This window comes from Nostoc sp. DedQUE04 (assembly GCF_034530995.1).
In the GTDB taxonomy this organism is placed as follows: domain Bacteria; phylum Cyanobacteriota; class Cyanobacteriia; order Cyanobacteriales; family Nostocaceae; genus Nostoc.
In genome coordinates, this window is record NZ_JAVRCA010000053.1 from 1 (window position 1) to 18,809 (window position 18,809).

The 18,809-nt window shown below is 40.2% G+C and carries 12 protein-coding genes; 5 read left to right on the top strand and 7 right to left on the bottom strand.

All coding sequences use genetic code 11. From position 1 onward, the window contains the following. Positions 1-369 precede the first annotated feature (369 nt). Positions 370-1,326, bottom strand: a complete 957-nt coding sequence (locus tag RM049_RS28305; RefSeq protein ID WP_322687764.1) for an ABC transporter substrate-binding protein — start codon at positions 1,324-1,326, stop codon at positions 370-372. A gap of 94 nt (positions 1,327-1,420) precedes the next feature. Here RM049_RS28305 and RM049_RS28310 point away from each other — a divergent pair, with 94 nt between their 5' ends. Together RM049_RS28310 and RM049_RS28315 are read left to right on the top strand one after the other, a co-directional pair. Further along, positions 1,421-2,866, top strand: coding sequence for an MFS transporter (locus RM049_RS28310; protein ID WP_322706538.1), 1,446 nt, complete (start codon positions 1,421-1,423; stop codon positions 2,864-2,866). Positions 2,867-3,066: 200 nt separating this feature from the next. Further along, positions 3,067-3,870 carry a phytanoyl-CoA dioxygenase family protein gene (locus tag RM049_RS28315; RefSeq protein WP_322706539.1) on the top strand — a complete coding sequence of 268 codons (804 nt, stop codon included), beginning with the start codon at positions 3,067-3,069 and terminating at the stop codon, positions 3,868-3,870. A 410-nt stretch (positions 3,871-4,280) separates the two neighbouring features. Here the strand turns inward: RM049_RS28315 and RM049_RS28320 are convergent, their stop codons facing one another. The 5 genes from RM049_RS28320 to RM049_RS28340 all read right to left on the bottom strand — a co-directional run bounded on the left by RM049_RS28320 (position 4,281) and on the right by RM049_RS28340 (position 10,463). Continuing rightward, entirely contained in the window at positions 4,281-5,192 is a 912-nt protein-coding gene (locus tag RM049_RS28320) for a beta-1,6-N-acetylglucosaminyltransferase (RefSeq protein WP_416212670.1), read from the bottom strand. Between the two features lie 387 nt (positions 5,193-5,579). Further along, positions 5,580-6,632, bottom strand: coding sequence for a D-alanine--D-alanine ligase (locus tag RM049_RS28325; RefSeq protein ID WP_322706541.1), 1,053 nt, complete (start codon positions 6,630-6,632; stop codon positions 5,580-5,582). Between the two features lie 306 nt (positions 6,633-6,938). Then, entirely contained in the window at positions 6,939-8,336 is a 1,398-nt protein-coding gene (locus tag RM049_RS28330) for an ATP-grasp domain-containing protein (protein ID WP_322706542.1), read from the bottom strand. A 59-nt stretch (positions 8,337-8,395) separates the two neighbouring features. Next, on the bottom strand, positions 8,396-9,229 hold the full coding sequence (locus RM049_RS28335; protein ID WP_322675537.1) for an O-methyltransferase: 834 nt from the start codon (positions 9,227-9,229) through the stop codon (positions 8,396-8,398). Between the two features lie 4 nt (positions 9,230-9,233). Beyond that, positions 9,234-10,463 (bottom strand): sedoheptulose 7-phosphate cyclase, encoded by a 1,230-nt coding sequence (locus RM049_RS28340; protein WP_322687769.1) that lies wholly within the window; start codon positions 10,461-10,463, stop codon positions 9,234-9,236. A gap of 1,555 nt (positions 10,464-12,018) precedes the next feature. On the opposite strand from RM049_RS28340, the gene RM049_RS28345 reads away from it, so the two are divergent. The 3 genes from RM049_RS28345 to RM049_RS28355 all read left to right on the top strand — a co-directional run bounded on the left by RM049_RS28345 (position 12,019) and on the right by RM049_RS28355 (position 15,750). Beyond that, positions 12,019-12,198, top strand: a complete 180-nt coding sequence (locus tag RM049_RS28345) for a hypothetical protein (protein ID WP_322706544.1) — start codon at positions 12,019-12,021, stop codon at positions 12,196-12,198. Between the two features lie 442 nt (positions 12,199-12,640). Further along, positions 12,641-13,132, top strand: coding sequence for a hypothetical protein (locus RM049_RS28350; RefSeq protein WP_322675540.1), 492 nt, complete (start codon positions 12,641-12,643; stop codon positions 13,130-13,132). Positions 13,133-14,643: 1,511 nt separating this feature from the next. After that, positions 14,644-15,750 (top strand): response regulator, encoded by a 1,107-nt coding sequence (locus tag RM049_RS28355; protein WP_322675541.1) that lies wholly within the window; start codon positions 14,644-14,646, stop codon positions 15,748-15,750. A gap of 131 nt (positions 15,751-15,881) precedes the next feature. Here the strand turns inward: RM049_RS28355 and RM049_RS28360 are convergent, their stop codons facing one another. Next, a complete protein-coding gene (locus RM049_RS28360; protein ID WP_322706545.1) occupies positions 15,882-18,467 on the bottom strand; it encodes a GAF domain-containing protein in 2,586 nt (861 codons plus the stop codon). Between the last annotated feature and the right edge of the window lie 342 nt (positions 18,468-18,809).

Consider the following 18,809-nt stretch of genomic DNA (forward strand, 5'->3'; position numbering starts at 1 on the left):
TTGAGGTACTCCAAAGTCGTGTTGAGGTACTCCAAAGTCGTGTTGAGGTACTCCAAAGTCGTTTTGAGGTACTTCCAAATAAAAAAACATACAATTTTTCTTGTGGGGTGGACATCTTGTCCGCCCCAAGCCTTGGGCGGGCGAGACGCCCACCCCACAAGATTGGATAATTTATTTCTTGGTAATCCCTAAAACAGGGTTTCAAAGCCTCTCCCCGAAGCGGAGAGAGGTTTGGAGAGGGGTAAAAACCATGCCACAAAACGATAAATCAAGACTTATGTATTTTTCTTTTTTCGTATGAAACCACTCTGCTTCCCTACCAAGGAAGGGGGAGAATTCAAAGCCTCTCTCCTGCAAGGAGAATTGGTATTAGTATGCTTCATCGACAAAATCCTTAGCGTTGGTCACGTCGAAGAGTCTGTCCTTGAGAATAATCCGAGGAGGAATTTTCTTGCCAGCAAAATACTCTTCCATTGTGGCGAAAACAAGCGGGCCAAAACGCGGGTTCGACTCGACACTAACACCAAGCTCACCACGAATTATCGCCTCAAGTGCAGTTTTTTGACCATCGATTGAACCGACCATTACATCCTTACCAGGCTTCATACCTGCGGATTTGAGAGCCTGGATGGCACCCAATGCCATTTCGTCGTTGTGAGCATACACTGCGGTAATGTCGGAACCTTTGGCCTGGATGATGTTTTCCATGACCCGCACTGCCGCAGCTCGCGAAAAATCCGCCGTCTGCGTGGCGATGATTTTCATGTTGGGATAACTAGCGATCGCATTACGAAACCCCTTAGCCCGATCGATTGCAACCGATGAACCCGCTGTTCCTGTGAGTTCCACGATGGATGCCTTACCGTTAGTCGTCTGGGCTAGCCATTCACCAACGCGGCGACCTTGGGCGATAAAATCCGACCCAAGAAAGCTGACGAAATGTTCGCCTGGTCTTCCTGCTGCTTCACGGTCGATCAGAAAAACCGGTATTTTTGCTGCTCTCGCTGCTTCGAGGGCGGGCGTAAGACCTTCATACTCGCGTGGAGCAAGAAATATCACATCAACTTGTCGTGCGATTAGATCCTCAATGTCGGCAAATTGCTTCGATGTCTGTCCCTGAGCATCTGTCATCAGAAAATCATAAGTTTTCTGACGCTTGGCGGCCTCCTCCTTAATGCTGTTGGTTTCGGCAATGCGCCACGGCCCAATGTTTTCCGTTTGCGAAAATCCGACAATTTTTTTTGTTTTTTCCCGTATACAGCCAGACAGCGAGAAAGCCGAAACAATAATCACAACGTAGGCGCTAAATACCAACAACTTTGGCATATAAGCTCCGATATCTACAGCTCAAAAGCCTAAACTTAGTATAGTACATGTGTATGATGCGTAAATCCTAATTATTTTCTTAAATACTAGATTTATGGATTCTTCTCAAATTGAAACAGGTGCGGCTCTTTCTATAGAAATTGCTCAGATTGCTTCACCATCCACAACACTCTCTCCTAGCTCAACACTCAGCCCTCGTATTCCTAAAGATGCTGTTCGCACCAGTTTGAGTGCTTCTACTATCGATGGTGTTTTCGCAGCACTTTTCTCTATTGGTACTGGCGCAATTTTGCTAGGTAATTTCTTGGTGGAGTTAGATGCCAGTCCAGTGGTATTTGGCATGGTGAGTTCTATCCCCATGTTGGTGAATCTTTTTCAGCCGATGGGTGCTTATTTGTCTGAACGCAGCACTAGCCGTTTTCAGTATTCGCTTCGCACTCATGGGATTGGTCGGCTACTATGGCTGATTTTAGTAATTGGCATTGTTAGCTTTAGTTGGGGAGGGCTTAATTCCAACCAATTAGTGATATTGTCGCTTTTGATTCTCGTATGCAGCAATTTTTTAGGAGGATTAGGAGCCGCATCTTGGTTGAGTTGGATGGCAATGTTAGTCCCACGGCAATTACGAGGTAGATATTTCGGGCTACGCAATAGCCTTGCTAACTTAACCGAGTTGGTCGGTTTGCCAATAGCTGGTCTTGCTGTATCACATTGGTACGGGGGAGCTATTCAAGGTTATGGGGTGGTTTTGTTCTTAGGCATTATCTTTGGAATTGTGAGCTTGGGGTGTCAGTATTTTCAGGTTGATATAAACCCTCAACTACAAAATACTTATTATGCTAACTCATCTCAAACCAGTGAGATTCAGTCGGACTTAGCACCAAATGAACCTGGTGAGATATCTGAACCAATCTCTCTGCCGCAAATGCCAACTCCTCAAAATCAGATAGATAGCAGCATTTGGAAAAACTCTAATTTTTTGGTGTTTCTACTTTATTTCGGCTCATGGACATTTGCTGTTAATCTAAGTGCCCCGTTTTTTAACCTCTACTTGCTAGACACACTGAACTTGGATGTGAGTTGGGTAACTTTCTACAACAGTCTGCGAGCAGGAGCACACATGCTAATGCTGATCGTCTGGGGTAGATTAGCAGATAAAATAGGCAATCGTCCGATTCTAATTTCTAATGGAATTCTCATTGCAGTCATACCTTGGCTGTGGCTGAAGATGGGTTCTAGTCCTCTCGATCTCTGGCTATGGTTGCCGCTATTACACATTTTTATTGGAGCTAATTGGGGAGGAGTTGACTTGTGTAACAACAATCTTCAGATAGAGATTGCACCAGTGAAAAATCAGTCTATATATTTTGCGATCGCAGCAGCTGTTGCTGGGGCAAGTGGTGCTTTAGGAGCAACTATCGGTGGCTTCATCGCTCAATTTGCTGGGTCTTTTGGCATAGCAGAAGTATTTATTGTATCTGGTGTATTACGATTAGCTTCACTTGTGCCACTCATTGTTAAAAAAGACTTAGGTAGTTAGGATGAAATCTCTTTGTTGCGGATATGAACACAAAAAGTTGTACTCAACTTGGAGATTTATCCGCCTATAGGAAGAACTGCTAACTTATATCTTTACTTTACAGTAAGAAAGATTTTTAACTTAGTGACCAAGTTAATGTCAGTAAAGCAGATTCTAGAAATCTGTTATTACATAAATCTGACTTTATTCGTTTTTTCGTAATGCTTAAGGTAGACAGATCAAAAATCACCACCCAACAAGTTGAAGCTTTCGAGCGAGACGGCGTTATCTGCGTCAAAAATGTTTTGGATGACATCTGGGTAGAACGGATGCGAACAGCCGTTGATAAGAATGTATTAATCCCCGGCCCTTTAGAAGTTAAGGGTATTCCCAGACCAGAAGGTCATGTGGAACATACCAGTAGCTTATGGCTCACCGATGCTGATTTCCGTGCTTTGGCTTTTGAATCTCCGCTAGCATCCCTCGCCGCTCAAGTCTTGAAATCAGAAAAACTGAACTTTTTGACCGACGGTTTCTTTGTTAAAAAGCCGAAAACAAACAGCCGTGTTGGGTGGCATAACGACCTACCTTACTGGCCTATACAAGGCTGGCAATGTTGTAAAATTTGGCTGGCTTTAGATAGTGCCAACCAAGAAAATGGTCGATTAGAGTATATCAAAGCCTCTCATCGATGGGGCAAAGAGTTACGTGAAGGATCAAACCCCTCCTGGTTTGTAGAGCCAGATCTGCAGGAAATTTTATCTTGGGATATGGAGCCTGGAGATTGCTTGGTTCATCATTTTCTGACAATTCATCATTCAGTAACCAACATATCTTCTACACAACGACGTGCAGTAGTTACCAATTGGACTGGCGATGATGTTACTTACTATCACCGCCCGAAAGCATGGCCTTTCAGACCTGTTGAAGAAATTGATTTACCAGAATTGAATTCATTCAAAACCAAAAAACCTGGTGAGCCGATAGACTGCGATATATTTCCTAGAGTTGAACTGCATCGCTAGTTGGAAATCGCTACTACTGTGTCAAGTTTAAATTGATCGAGAAGCAAGTTCGTAGTAAGTTCGCGCGATCTTCTCCCAAAGGGAGAGGCTTCTCTTTCAGAGACGCTAACCCAAAGCGTCTCCTAAACCAGGGAGTTTCCCTACGAGCGATTAACGAACTCGAAGGGTAATCCCTCTTTTGTCACTTTCGGCAGAGAATAATTTGTAACCCTTGCCCAGATAGGATTTTAATTGTAAGCTTGTTTGAAAATTTCTATTAGCTTGCGATCGCTAATCTTCCCACTAAATCTAGGTTTCATCATTTAGCTTCAATTTTTATTTCCCCAGAGTGACAAAAGAGGGATAAGGACTATAGTCCTTATTTTTTCAACACGAAAATGCTTACTACAAACCCTCAAAATATGTAATCGCTAGGATGTAATCTTATCAAGTTCATCAAGAATGTTACTATCTATATCAATGTCAAATTTCCGAGCAAAGTGAGCAGATGATGCAAGTAAATTTGGCAAGTCTTCCATAAGCAATGTCTTGGGATGACAACCTCCATCTGACCAATCAATGTAGCGTCGTCGGTCGTTTTGCAGCTTCAGATGAGATGCATTAGCAAGTACAGTTTGAAAATACGACTCATCTGTATACTTAAGCTTACTGTAGTACAAGGTTAAGGTATTTTTCTCACTGTGAAAATCGATAATGTATTTAGCAGCTTTACTATTAGCACAAAACCATTGACTTCCACTGAAACAAGCAAGTTGTTTTGAAAAAGGAAGGAATGGTTTTGTCAATAGTGGATGTTCAAAGCATATTTCTAGATTCAGATGTGCCAGATATGTTTTTGAGTAATTAAAAGAAAATGATTTTGTACAGTATCGTTGATAAGAATTTTTCAGCCACAACATATTCGGTTTTAGATCAGATTTATAAGTTTTATATGTGATTTGCTCGTATTGAATATAGGCATCATATTGACTTGAGGCTAGTTCGTCCAATATTTGCTTTGCAGTTTTAATGGGATAGTCTGCGCCACTGAGTAATACAAACCAATCCGGTGGATTTGGAACTTCATATATTAATTGAAGTGCTTGTATTGTGGCTTCTACTAAAGTAAAATCTGCCCACTTTGTTTGTAGATGAGGGCGTACTAATAAAACATTTTTTGACAGGGTATCTACAGATAAATCACATTTTGAAAAATCATGGTGACACACAATTAGAGGATAGTTAAACATACTATTTAACTTATTTATTAGTCTGTAAATTTGTAGAGGTTTTGTATGAGTTAGTAAAATAAAACCTATAGAATTGCTGGGAGAATTAGACATTTGCTTAAGTTGTGTATATTGAAAATATTTTAAAATATGTATGTTTCTGTGAATAATAGTTTCTCGGTTGAGTGAGGTATAAGCTAATCGTCATTTAAATTGCACCATTTTCATGGTAATAAAAGCTGCAAATCTTCCCCCTTGCTCCCTGCCCCCCTGCGATCTCAATGTGCTTTCTTATATGCTTAACAGCTTAGTAACCCCTCCCAACAAGCGAGGAGCTTGCTCTGATGTACCTCATGTGATTAGGAAATGCTATAAACATTTGTTAGTAGTTGAATAAGGGTTTAGTCTAGCTGCATTAAAATAGCGATAGGAGAGCGATCGCAGCATTAATCAGCGATCGCTCTCCAACCCACTACAAGCAGGAAAACCTATAGCAAGAAATCACGAGCAATTCTGCAACACTTTTTGATTACTGCCCAAGGTTTCATTGATAGCTGCGATCAATAACTCATCTAAAGGAATTCCGGCTGCTTTCGCCATAGAGGAAATCACACTTTTAGGGGCAAAAGAACAATACAACCCGGCTTCTAAGAACCAAGGTTCTCCCTCTGGGTCGATGCGGAAGTCAAATAAACTGTAGTGGCGACAACCCAAAGCCTGATGACACTTCTTAGCTACTTGTTGAACCTTTTGGGTAATTGGATCGTTAGGGTCTACAATCCAAGACTTTTTATTATCTTTAGCAGCAAAACCCAAGTTGCCATCGTCCGTTTGTTTGAGTTTTTCAGCATGGTTGCGGATGGGTTTGGAATGGGGGTCTAACAGATACTCTTCAAGGGGTAAATTTACTAGTTCCCCATCTCTGACAATAATGCCACATCTGACTTCTCGACCGAGTTCAATAAATTCTTCTACGATCACCTCATCTGAATATTCAAATGCTTTCTTCAGGGCAACATCATAGTCGGTAGCTTCTTTGACTAAATCCATCCCTAAAGAGTTATCGGAACTTACGGGTTTAACGATCGCTGGAGGTGTAATTGTCGGCGTGTCTCCTTGGCGAAGCAGTTCTCCACGAGGCACTTTTACCCCTGCGGCTTCAACAATTGCTTTAGTTCTGCCTTTGTGCGCCGTTATTGCCATGATATCTGGAGTATTGCCGATGTAAGGAATCTTCAGCAAGTCGAATAAAGCGCGGTATTCAGTCATTCCAGGGATACAAAACATTTGTGGTAACACGAGGTCAATGTTTTGTGCTGTTAGAAACTGTATAGCATCAGCCAGAGTCATCGGTTTGGTGTCAGCAATATCTTTAGAGCTGAGGGAAGGAGGAAATCGCCATTGGCGATCGGGTGTGATGTATGCAATTTGAAAATCATATTGCGATCGCTCTGCCATTGCTGCGAGACAGTCTTGGGCATAAAGGCGTGACAAATCACAGTAAAAATTATTGTATGCAGACCCAACTAAATGAAGGATACGAAGTACTGGCATGATTCATCTTCCTATGTATTGTTAGAATTTATATAGCGGTTCTTAGTTGAGTGGGCTATAAGAACCTACCCCCTCGCTACGGTTGTAGACACATCTTGGTAATGAAGCCCAAACCCTGGATTTACCCCCCTTAATCCCCCCTTGGAAAGGGGGGAAAAAAGAAATCTAGTTCCCTCCCCTTTCCAAGGGGAGGGTTAGGGTGGGGTAAAACCCTGGTTAATCAGCTATTTCAAACTTGTGTGTACACTGTAGGCAAGCGAGGAGGGGGCTATGATGTACTGAATTCTTCTTTAATTTACAAATTATTTAATCGCCACCTAATTCCACCAGTTTGCCAATGTTAAAATCTATTTTTACCCAGCCTTTGAGTTGTTGCAGATTCTTCAGTAAAAGTAAGGGAATCTGCCAATGATGCAAAGTCAAAAATGGTACAGGATCGTCAAGACTGTAAATAGCATCAGTGCCCCGCACTAAAGTATTAACCGATGTTTGCAGTTGTTTCCAGGAACGAATACCAGTTAGTCGCCAGATTTCGTGATATAAGAAGTAAGTCGGCTTGCTACTTGCTAAAGGTTCCAGAGGTGCAGCTAGGGGAGTTTTACCAAGATAGGCGTCTGCAACACCGGGGTGATTGTAGAACATTGTAATTGCCGAATGGGTACGAGGATTGCATTCAATGGCGTAAACTGTACCGTCTTCAGCTTGGATAAAGTCGAAAGAAACTTGCCCAGTCAGTGCCAAACTCTTGACAAAGTGTTGCACCCATTGACGAATTTGGGGATTTTCGACGTTTTCATAGTTGATTTGAAAAGCAGAAGAGTTTGAACAGCAATGCAATCTTAATTCCCCATCCCGCACTGTACTATGTGTGCATAGCTCAATACCCGGAATAAACTCTTGCATAATCCAAGGTTTTTCTGGACTGATGGGTAAACTGTTGACAAAGGCTGCTGTCTCTTCTGGGGTGTCGCAGGGAAGTTTGGTTAAATTTAAGCGGCGAACGGAGTCGTAATCAATACTTTTAAGAATATATTTGCGGGTTTCTTGACTAAAATCGAAATTGATAACTTGTTGAGGATCTGTAATTTTAAACGATTTGGGGACAGATAAACCAAGCGATCGCGCCCGATCGGTAAAGGCAAATTTATCATCCAACATTTTGGTTATATCTGGATCGAAGTGGAAAACTTCGCAGTATTCTGATAATACAGGTTTTGCTAAAGAGTCATAATAGCTAGCGACAGGACTGCATACAGGGACATAAACGTCAACCTTTTCTTGCTTGACGATTTCTACTAGCGCCTGGATATAGCCTTCTGGGTCTGATTGCGGAGCCGGAACTGTATAAAAACGACTTACCGCTTTTGAGAATCTATGACCAGACAACCAGTATTTGTGACCTTCAATCAAAATAACTCTATGTCCTGCGGCATGGAAAGAGCGGGCAAGTTGCAATGCTTTAGTCATCTTGGCTCCACTTACCAAGATAGTCTGAGGATGAGCAGCTACGATCGCTTTTTTCGTAAATGGCGATTGCACAATGCCCCACAGCAAAGATATCAATACTATCAACGCATTGAACGGCAAGGCTATTAGTAATAATGTCAGAGTACCAAGAGTTTTGAATAGAGCTATTACCTTTACCCTAACACCTGTTGATGATGTTGGAGATTCAGGCAGAGATAAAGAAATTGATTGTGCCATAAGTCTTTCCTTTGTGTTTATTGTAGAGACGTTGCATTGCAACGTCTCTACAAACTTTGTTACACCACGCGTCTAATTAGCGTTATACCATCTCGGATGGGTAATAGAACTTGTTCTACACGAGGATCGGCGGCGACAACGCGGTTGAACTGAGCGATCGCTTCACCGTTGGCGGTGCGTTGTTCGGGTGGTAGGTAAACTTGTCCCTGCAACAAAGTGTTATCCACACAGATTAAACCGTCGAGAGTCAGTAAGTTACTATCCAAAATGATCTGGAAGTAATCTACATACTCTTTTTTATCTGCATCAATGAAGATCAGATCGAATACTTCTTTTCTAGCAGCCAGCTTGTGGAGTGTCTCTAAGGCAGGTGCTACTTCCACAACGATTTTGTCGCCGTGGGGAGACTCACTAAAGCAAGCTTGAGCAAATTCAGCAACATAAGCATCTACTTCGCAACCGATAAGTTGCCCATCACTTGGTAATGCTTCTGCCATTGCTAAAGCTGAATACCCTGTGAACATTCCTACTTCTAGAATGCGCTTTGCTTTGGTGATATGAACAAACATTTTCAATGTCTGTCCTTCCAGATGTCCTGAGAGCATTTCTTGCTCTAGTTGACGCACTGTTTCACCATCACTGAAGCGTTTGCTCCAGTCTTCAATGCTTGTTTTTTGCGCTAATGCTGTTAATGCGCTCGATTCCGGGGTGGTGTAATCATCCAAGTAGGGATCTAAACCCGTCGCTAATTGAACTCCCTGCCGCAAAGAATCTAATATCTCTACAGGAATGTTCTTCTCTTCTGCTAATTTGAGGGTTTGCTGTAGCTGGGCTACTAAGATACTGTGTGGCGTTATCGGTCTAGCTGTTTCTCGCCCTAAAACACTCGTCATATCTTCACACCCCTACTAGCTTGCCTTTTTGACTTTCAATGTATGCGTCAACCCCTTCTCCGCCACGAGGGTATTTAGCACAAAGACGTTTGTGTTCAGCTAAGGCAGCATCAAGTTCTTCACGAGTCAGATCGTTGGCAAAGAAGCACTCACCAATCGGACGAGGCATGGCTGCGCGTTGTTTGCCATCTCGTGTCAAGCTTATAGACTGAGTTGCATACCAGAGCAAATCCCCATCTAAAAGAGGATGATCGAGTGATAAACCGATACGACTCATCAAGTCTAGGATGCGATCGCGCTCTTCTGTGGAGATATAGCCGCGTTGTGCTGCAATGGTTGCAGACAAAGCCATATCTATATTGACCGCATGACCATGATATAAAGGTATCTGAGGTGCTAATTCTAGGGTAGGACTCCAAGTGTGACCGTAAGCGATGACGCGATCGAGGTCTATTTCATGCAAGTTAGGAGTCTCTAACTCCAACATAGTTTTGATTGCTTCATAGTTGACTTTATGGGCAATCTCTTTAATTTCCGGTGTTGCATTCACATGTCCAAAGTGAGTGGAAAGCAGTTCTTCGCCATATTCGTATAGCAGTTCAAAGACTTCCAAGTTAGAAACTACCGCAATTTTCACCAACTCTGCCATCCCATTGCGAACTTGAGCAGTTGGCAAGGTTTTTAAGAATGAGAAATCCAGAATCACTTTCAAAGGTGCATGATATGCTCCCAAGCGATTTTTTTCTTTACGATGATTAACTGCTACCTTAATTGCTACACCTGCATCAATTAAACCAATCAACGTGGTAGGAATGCGGATATAGTTGCTCTTGCGACGGTAAGCAGCGCAAGCAAATCCAGCCACATCAGTAACTAGACCACCACCGACAACTAAAACTGGTTCTTTACGAACTAAGCCGAAGTTCGAAAAAGCGTCAACAATTTTTTCAAAGGTTGCCAGGGTTTTAGCCGGTTCTGTAATGATGATCGGAAATACTGTCAGTTCAATGTCATAGTGTCTAAAATATGACTTGATTTGATCGCCATAAAGTTCATGAACATTGGCATCAATTACAATCAGACAGCGACCAAATTTGGCGTAGCTATCTGCAATTTCTCGGTTTTCAATATCAAATGCACCGTTCACATAGACAAGACTAAAATCGATTTTTTCGTAACCTTGCACGTGAAACGCAGTTTCGGTAGCTTCAAATGATGCTTGTACCTTATTCATTGTGTTGCCCTTATTCCAATTAAAAAGTTGTGAGATTTCGGTAATAGTTGCGATTTACCCTAATGTATGCCAGCAAACAACTATGCTTTTTACCCTTTCAGATAAAAGACAGGAAAAAATTAGCTTTTAATAAAAAGCTAACGTTTATTACTGACTGGCAATGTTTTTAAACAACATCATTCATTTGAGTAAATTCTGTAGATGGGTTAACCTTTAATTCGGCATAACCTCAAACAAGTCAACTAGCCCTACTAGCAGTATATTCGCACAATACTTGCCTGCTTCTGCTGTGGATTGTTGACTTGAAATTTGGGAAATTCATCTGAATTCAGATTTATTCCACTACATGTAAATATAGTGGCTTTCCAACTGTACCATTCCGCAAAAATTCTAGTCTAGACAACTGATTGTATCGTCGATCTCCAAGCTTCAATTTGAGATTAGAACCCTGATTAATCGTTAGTTCGCTATTTATTAGCATTAGTCTCAAACCTTATATTACTAAACTCGCTACATTCTATTTGCTTCATAATAACAGTGGACTTTTAGTAAGTTTACCTGAATTTTTATTAACTCCACTATATTTGTCTCTAACAACCTTCCGATCGCTAGACTTTGCAAAACTCATATCTTAGTAAACTACTCATATTGTTCATCATTGTCTATCTCTAGGCTGACATTTGATATGACAGAAATGATTAATCCTCATCTCGCTGTTTTTTTGCAAGTCTCAAACCATAAAATGGCTAAAAACAAAGATGACTTACTGCATTCTATTCAAAATGTCAGCACAATACCTCTTTGATGGGTAAAATTAATACTCAATAATCAGCATACTTTCCTTAGCAACTCCCGAAAATTCTGAATTTAAATGTATCTGAGTTCCTTGTAACAAAAGCTTAACTTTTTTAAGGAATACTTGTGTGTATTAAAGGTTTCTAAGTTTGCTGAAATTGCCTTCTTAGCCCTAAATTAAGCCTTTTCAGCTTAAACCAACAATTAATTTACTAATTGGTAACTGAAAAGTACAACACAAATCATTACATTACATTAATACAAATCATAACATCTGTAAATATATTTAAGTCAATCCACCATGCGAAGTGTACTGGATAACCAAATGTCTACAAAAAATATGTCTCAAGATAGATACTTTATACAAGAATATATTATCAAAATCTATATCTAATATCGTGTCCGACTAAAGACTTATCATTTAGATCGCAGTTCTTGCTGGGGGAAAGAGGCTTTTGGAATTTTTGCACAGATGCGGTAATCATAAGTAATTAACCGGACTTGATATAATAGACATCTGGTGAATTTACAGCTATTTTCAGGTAAATAGACCACGCGGTAGGGGCGCAAGTCCTTGCACCCTTACAACAGGTGTGGTTCAAATACATAAAAACTGCTGTAATTATGGGTGATGTTGCTCGAAATCCGTCGCTTTTGGCGGTTATAGATGCACGTACATACAATAAACTTCTTGGCATTGTCGGGAAAAGGGGCGGGGGAAAGGGGGAAAGATTTGTTATTTTCACTTTCCCCAATAAAGATGAGTCATTTTTCCCGCAAGAGTGCAAAAAGAACTTTTGCTCATAGGTCTAATGTTTCACTTTTGCAGGCAGATTCACGGGTAAAAGCTCGCGATTTACCGAATGAACTCAACAGTACACTAATTCACATAGATAGTAAAATATTGCCACGATATGCGATCGCAAGTGGCGTAGTCTAAGACATTGTGGAACACAGGCTGTTTTTATATCATATCTGCGTTCAAAAATGACAATGTTACTGTTGTCTTAGATCGCTGTCAAAAGAGGGAATGAGTGAGTGCGATCGCTTAGTTACTTTACAATAAAAAGTTAAGTATTTATAAATATTGGGATTGAGTTCATAATTAAAGGGCAACCTATACATAAATAACTCTTAACCCAAGCGTATTGAGTTATGGATTCTAAAGAGTTGCTCAAGGGTTATGCTTGAGTATTTCTCGCAGAAAAAATCTATTTAAATTGCTTTTTATAAAATCTTAAGATTTATTAACTTAGGTTAAAAAATCTTGGTATTAACTTCAGAATGTTAAGAGCGATCGCTTTGTAAAGGTTAGTTGATATTAGTTGTCAAATTGCTTGTGAAGTTAGAAACTAAAGAAATACAACACACGCAATTATTTTATGACTGCTATTTCTAACATTGAATTCAAACGACCAATTTGGCAAACCGCGATCGTATTGACCTTGGGCTTTTGGCTCAGTGCTAGTCTAGTTTTGGACTGGGTAATTATGCCTAGCCTTTATCTTTCTGGGATGATGAGTCAAGCTGGTTTTACGACAGCAGGCTATGCGATTTTTTGGAACTTCAATCGGATGGAATTATTATCAGCTGCTGTAGTGCTGACTGGGGCACTAGCTTTGAGCAAAACCCGATATCACTGGAGTATTGGCAGTATTGTTTTATCTGTGCTGCTGTTGACTATCGCTGTGCTTGACACCTATTTCTTAACTCCGCAGATGTGCGCGATAGGAGTTCAACTCAACCTATTTGAAGCTGCTGCTGCTATTCCATCGACAATGAATTTACTACACGGTAGTTATTGGCTGCTAGAAGTAGTGAAGTTGATAGCTGGTGGTACACTTTTAAGCTGGTGCTGGCGGGAGCAATTTTAAGTAGATGGAGAAAGTATAACGGTGAGAATGTCCACTTATAAATCTCACGCTAAAGACGCAAAGAATTCCTTTGCGTCTTTTCGCTACATATATCTTATGGATTGATGAATGTGATGTTTACGACAGGCTATGCCTAAGCGTACAATTTTGTATTTATATTTGTGATTTTTCAAACTTAGGATTTTTCGGGTAAATTGCTGCTATAGCAATCTGATTTGATTTCTGAATTAATCGTAGGGACTAGGGACTGGGGACTGGGAAGAAGGAATAAAGCTGTACTGAGTTTTTTTCAAAAATCAAATATGAGTCCTATATAAAATAATTCAGTTTTTTATAAGTGTGATTCGATAAGCAAAGATATAATTATCTTTTACTATACATTTTCAGCTTTCCCGGACATTTTAACAAATAAATATTTATAACAATTTTCTGGAAAATGATATCAATTAGTTTTCATGTTTACTTTACTGATTATCATGAAGTTTATATATTTCTGCTAATTTTTTTTGGAAATTATAGTAATCTAAGTTTTAGTGAGTATGTTACTTGTTATCTACCATCTAGCTGAAAACAGCTATTTTGCAAGGTATCTACTACTAATCAAGAATTTCCCTGTAAGTTCTTGAATTTATCACTCCAATTTGTGCAGGGTGACTATTTAGGTTCACACAACATTAAAACCCGTTTCCAGTACTTATGAAGAGATTCCCTTCTGCTGATTTAGTCGCCTGCGCATCTCACCACACACCATCATGGCGGCAATTATCAGCATCATTCTTGGGCGGAGGTTTACCATTATTGTTGTGCAAGCGATAATTTTGCCAAATCCCAAGACTAATTGCTCTACAATCACAAACTTAAGTAAGATATTGAGCTTTTGGAATGCTTAGTTTTGAATAATACTTTTTTGATTGTGAAGTTGCCCTCAAGAATAAACTTCTTGAAAAAGTACCCAACGACTTTCGTCACGGATATAAAAACATACTTCGTCAGCGCGGAATTAATGCTTATAAGTCTTGATAGAGAAACATTTACCTTTACATCACAGTAAATTTTAGTCGCTCCAGACTTTAGGATTAGGGACAAAACACTTTTGCAAGAGAATTCAAGTATCTATAATTTTAGGCTACAAAATACGGATAACAATGATACTTTTGTGACTGATGGGCGAGAGCCAATGGTCTTTGTGTGGCACTTGAGTTACTGTTAGATTGGCTAGATTAGCTAAAGATACAGAAAACCAATCTAATTTTTGAAATACTATATCCTGGCAACTAGTCGGGCAATTTTGCTATTGGTCAGTAGCATTAATTGGTTTAGTTGTAAGTTGTGGATTATAGCTTAACAGAGATTGGTGAATTAAGAGTTGGGGGGTGTGGAATCTCTGTACTAACTCAAATATGACCGCTATATTTATCTGAATAGTGCTTTCAACAAAGTCACGCTGAATTCCGAAAAGGTAATTCACTAATTTTGCCTGCAAATGTTAATTTTATTTCAGAGCGATCGCAATGAAGACACTTCCGATTAGTAGATACAGATTTTTCCAAAAGCTCCAGCCCCTAACTTTGTTGAAAAAAATCACTGGTAAGTCGGTTACTGGTTGTTTACAGGTGTTTAGCACATCAGGCTCTTGGTCAATATATGTAGATGAGGGGAAACTAATTTATGCCAGCTACTCAGAGAAAATGTTTGAGCCGCTTTACAGAAATTTGCAACGTTTGAGTCAGCAAATTTCTACTCTCCCTGACGGAATCAAAGATCAGTTGCGGGCGATATTTGAAACTGGTATTGAAAATCAGGCAATACCGAACCCAGATTATCTGGCTATTTGTTGGTTAGTCAATCAGAAATATATCAGTTCTTCTCAAGCAGCAATGCTGATAGAGCAATTAGCGCTAGAAGTTCTAGAGTCATTTCTGAATTTAGAGGAGGGAAGTTATGAATTTATTCCTGAGAGTTTTCTGGATGATATGCCAAAGTTTTGTCATCTAAATGTTCGTTTATTAGTTGAACGATGTTTAACGCCCCAAAATGTTCGCGTTAGCGTCTCTGAAAGAGAAGCGGTTTATCGTCAAACATCATCAAGTTATCAATCACATACCTCACAATTTTTCCAAATAAATGAACTACAATCTAAAGCCAAAACTACGCCAAAATTGCCTAAAATACACAGCTTTAAACCAGCAGCCTACTCGATTAATACTAATGAATACAGAGGTCAGCAAATCATCCAACCGCCTGCTGACAGAAAAATTTACACAATCTTGTGTATTGATGACAGTCCTACGGTATTGAATGCTATTAAAAGTTATTTAGATGAGCAAACCTTTTCTGTTATCGGAGTCACTGATTCTTTAAAGGCTCTAATGCAGATTATCCGGATAAAACCAGACATAATTTTGTTGGATATATCCATGCCTAATCTCGATGGATATGAACTCTGCTCTTTGCTGCGTAAACACTCATATTTTAAAAATACACCTGTGATTATGGTGTCAGAAAAAGTAGGATTTCTAGATAGAGCTAAAGCTAAAATGGTGAGAGCATCAGGCTATTTAACTAAGCCTTTTAAACAAGGAGATTTACTAAAAGTTATTTTTCAACATATTGTTTAATTTACTAATATAGCAACTCACTCCATTTAAACATGCCTATTATTTTAGATATTTAAGACAAATAATCAGTTAATCTATATCTTCTTTAAAATTGGTATTAGTTACAAGCCCTAATCGAAAAGTCGGTGGAGTTATTTTTCCTGAAATGTCCAGACTCCTTCATCCCAATCTGATTCTGTTGGGGGTGATTGTAACCAATGCTGACAACGTAACAGATGCAACATAGCAGCTTTGTCCTGGCTGTCTGCTGCCAAAACTAGGGCAAATTCAGCTCTAGCACGGTTAAAATCGCGTTTGAGGTAATATTCGCGTCCTTTGTGATAATGCTCAATCACTTGCAATTTTTCGCTTTCAATTGGATTGGAACGCAAACCCAGTAATTCGTATATGGCTACTGGTTCGTTTCTACCCTTAACACGAATGTAATCTAATTCCCTAGCCCAAATATTATCTTGGCAAGGTTTAAAAGTGTTATGGCTAATAATAATATCGCAACCATACTGTTTACTAACACTTTCTAATCGGGAGCCAAGATTAACGCCATCACCAATGGCGGTAAATTCCATCCGTTTACTAGAGCCAATATTCCCACTAATCACGGTATCTGAGTTGATGCCAATACCGATTTTAATTCTAGGCTTATTATCTATATGGCGACGTTGATTAAATTCGTGTAGGCGATCGCGCATTTCTAAGGATGTTTGTACTGCCATCCAAGCGTGTTCTTCTAATGGTAGAGGAGAACCAAATACAGCCATGATGGCATCGCCGATATATTTGTCAAGAGTGCCTTTATGTTTAAAAACTGCCTCCACCATTGATTCAAAATATTCATTGAGCATACTCACCACTTCTTCTGCTTCCAAGTTTTCTGTTAATGTGGTGTAGCCGCGAATATCGGAAAATAAAATCGAAACTTCTTTGCGATCGCCTCCGAGTTTAGCGTCATCTAATTTCAGCAATTCTTCGGCTAATTCCTGGGTCATGTAGCGGTACATTGTACTCTTGAGCCGCTTTTCATCACTGATGTCTTCCATCACTACCAGCGCTCCCCGGACTTGCTCTTGGTCGCTAGCATCGGCTATTGTGTTAATCGATAAATTGATACTATGTTGTTCTGTACCAGTGCCGATCAGTGTGCGATCGGGGTAATATTGCTGACGACCTTTTAAGTCAACTGCATGTAAAGCATCCTGATACCACTTGCTAAAGTCGCCTTCTTTGATGCCGATCGCGTCAGTAACTAATTTACCTTCTAAACGGTCATCTACTCCCAGCCCTAGCAAACGTTGGGCGCTTTCATTGGCGGCGATAATTAACCCAGTTTTATCAGTGGACACCACGCCATTGGAAAGACTACGCAGAATATCCCGTTGCATTTGTTCTTGTTGCTTGACTGTGGCAAACAACTGAGCATTTTGCAGCGCGACTCCCGCTTGAATATTAAAAGCTTCCATGAACTCTTCATCGTTGCGGTCAAAGCTAGCTTGGAAGCAGTCGGGAGCTTTGGGCCAATCAGCTGGATTATAAGGGGGAAAATCCCCGGATTTCTTTTTATTTACGAGTTGGGTAACACCAATCAGTTGTTGATCGGCATTAAATACTGGCATACAAAGCAAGCTACAGGTGCGATAGCCATTTTGCTGGTCTAGTTTTTGGGCTGTCTCTGAGTCAGGATCGTAGTACAAATCAAAGCCAATATTTAACTTTTTGCCAGAAGCCGCGACTATCCCAGCAAAACCTTTACCTACGGGGACTCGTAACTCTTTGGTTGAACCATCATCCTGAGTGATTTTCGTCCACAATTCATCACGATCGCGGTCTATTAACCATAGTGTACTGCGATCGGCATTCATCAGTTCCTTGGCTTCATCCATCACCCGCTTCAGGGTGTCTTCTAAGTCAAGACTGCTTTGAGAGAGGGACTTGATTGCCTTCATTAGCGCCGCTACTGCTCTTTGTTTTTGAGTAGCTACATAAAAAGAGCGCGAGGACTCTAAAATCAGACAAATCGAAGGGGCAAATTCTTGAAATAATTGTTCGTCAGCACGGGTAAAACCTCTGGTATCAATGCGCTCTGCAAGTGGAGCATCATAATGATTCTTAGATTTTAATTTATTCAGTAATTGCACTACTGCAACTAATTGCCCATGTTCATTTAAGAGTGGCAAAGCTAGCATGGTGTAGGTGCGATAGCCAGTTCTCTTTTCTTGTTCTTGGGCAAAATGCGATCGCGGATCGTTATAAAAATCAAAGGGAATATTGATAACTTCTTTAAAAGTGGCGACTTCACCACCAATGCCTTTATTTGCGGGGATGCGAATTTCTAAAGAGCGACCGCCCTCGCCCTCAGCTAAAATTGACCAAAGTTCTTGTTTTTCTTCATCCAATAAAAATATTGTCGTTCGGTCTGCCCCCAGTAATTCCCCGGTTTTCAAGGTAATCGAATGCAACATTTCTTGCAAAATGGTTTCAAACCCATGCGAATCCAGCATTGATAGGGTTTGATGGACAATCTGTAATTTTTGCTCGACATCCTTAACGACCTGTTTAAAAGTATCTTGAGTCAGGGGAGCAAGAAACGTAGAAAAAGTTCCTTGTCTTGTGGCAAGAGCACCCACAGGAGCAGAATTTGCTGTTAATTCGAGGTTTTCTTGGTTGTTACCACCAATAATTAAATCGGTGGTTTCCCCATAACTTCCTTGATACGCTGGCATAACTGGTATTTTATCTAACAGAATGAGGTTTTAGATTTAACAATGAGATTAAATTTATGTAAGTGGTGTTAAAAGCAACAATTGCTTGACATTATCCATAGTTTAATCGCTTGTTTAGCCAGCGTCATCCTGTGAATAAACGCTCAAGTTGATTACCAACAAGCATGGCTTGACCAAAACCCCTTCCCACTGCGATCAATAGGGGGTTAGACCCCTCACATAAACGAGAAAACAATGTTTTCCGCAGGCCAAAGATTGTTAGTGTTGCCTCGTAATATTTTCCAGAAACAGACTAATGAGCATTGCTGTATCCGTAAGATATAGTCGATTTATCTAAAAATA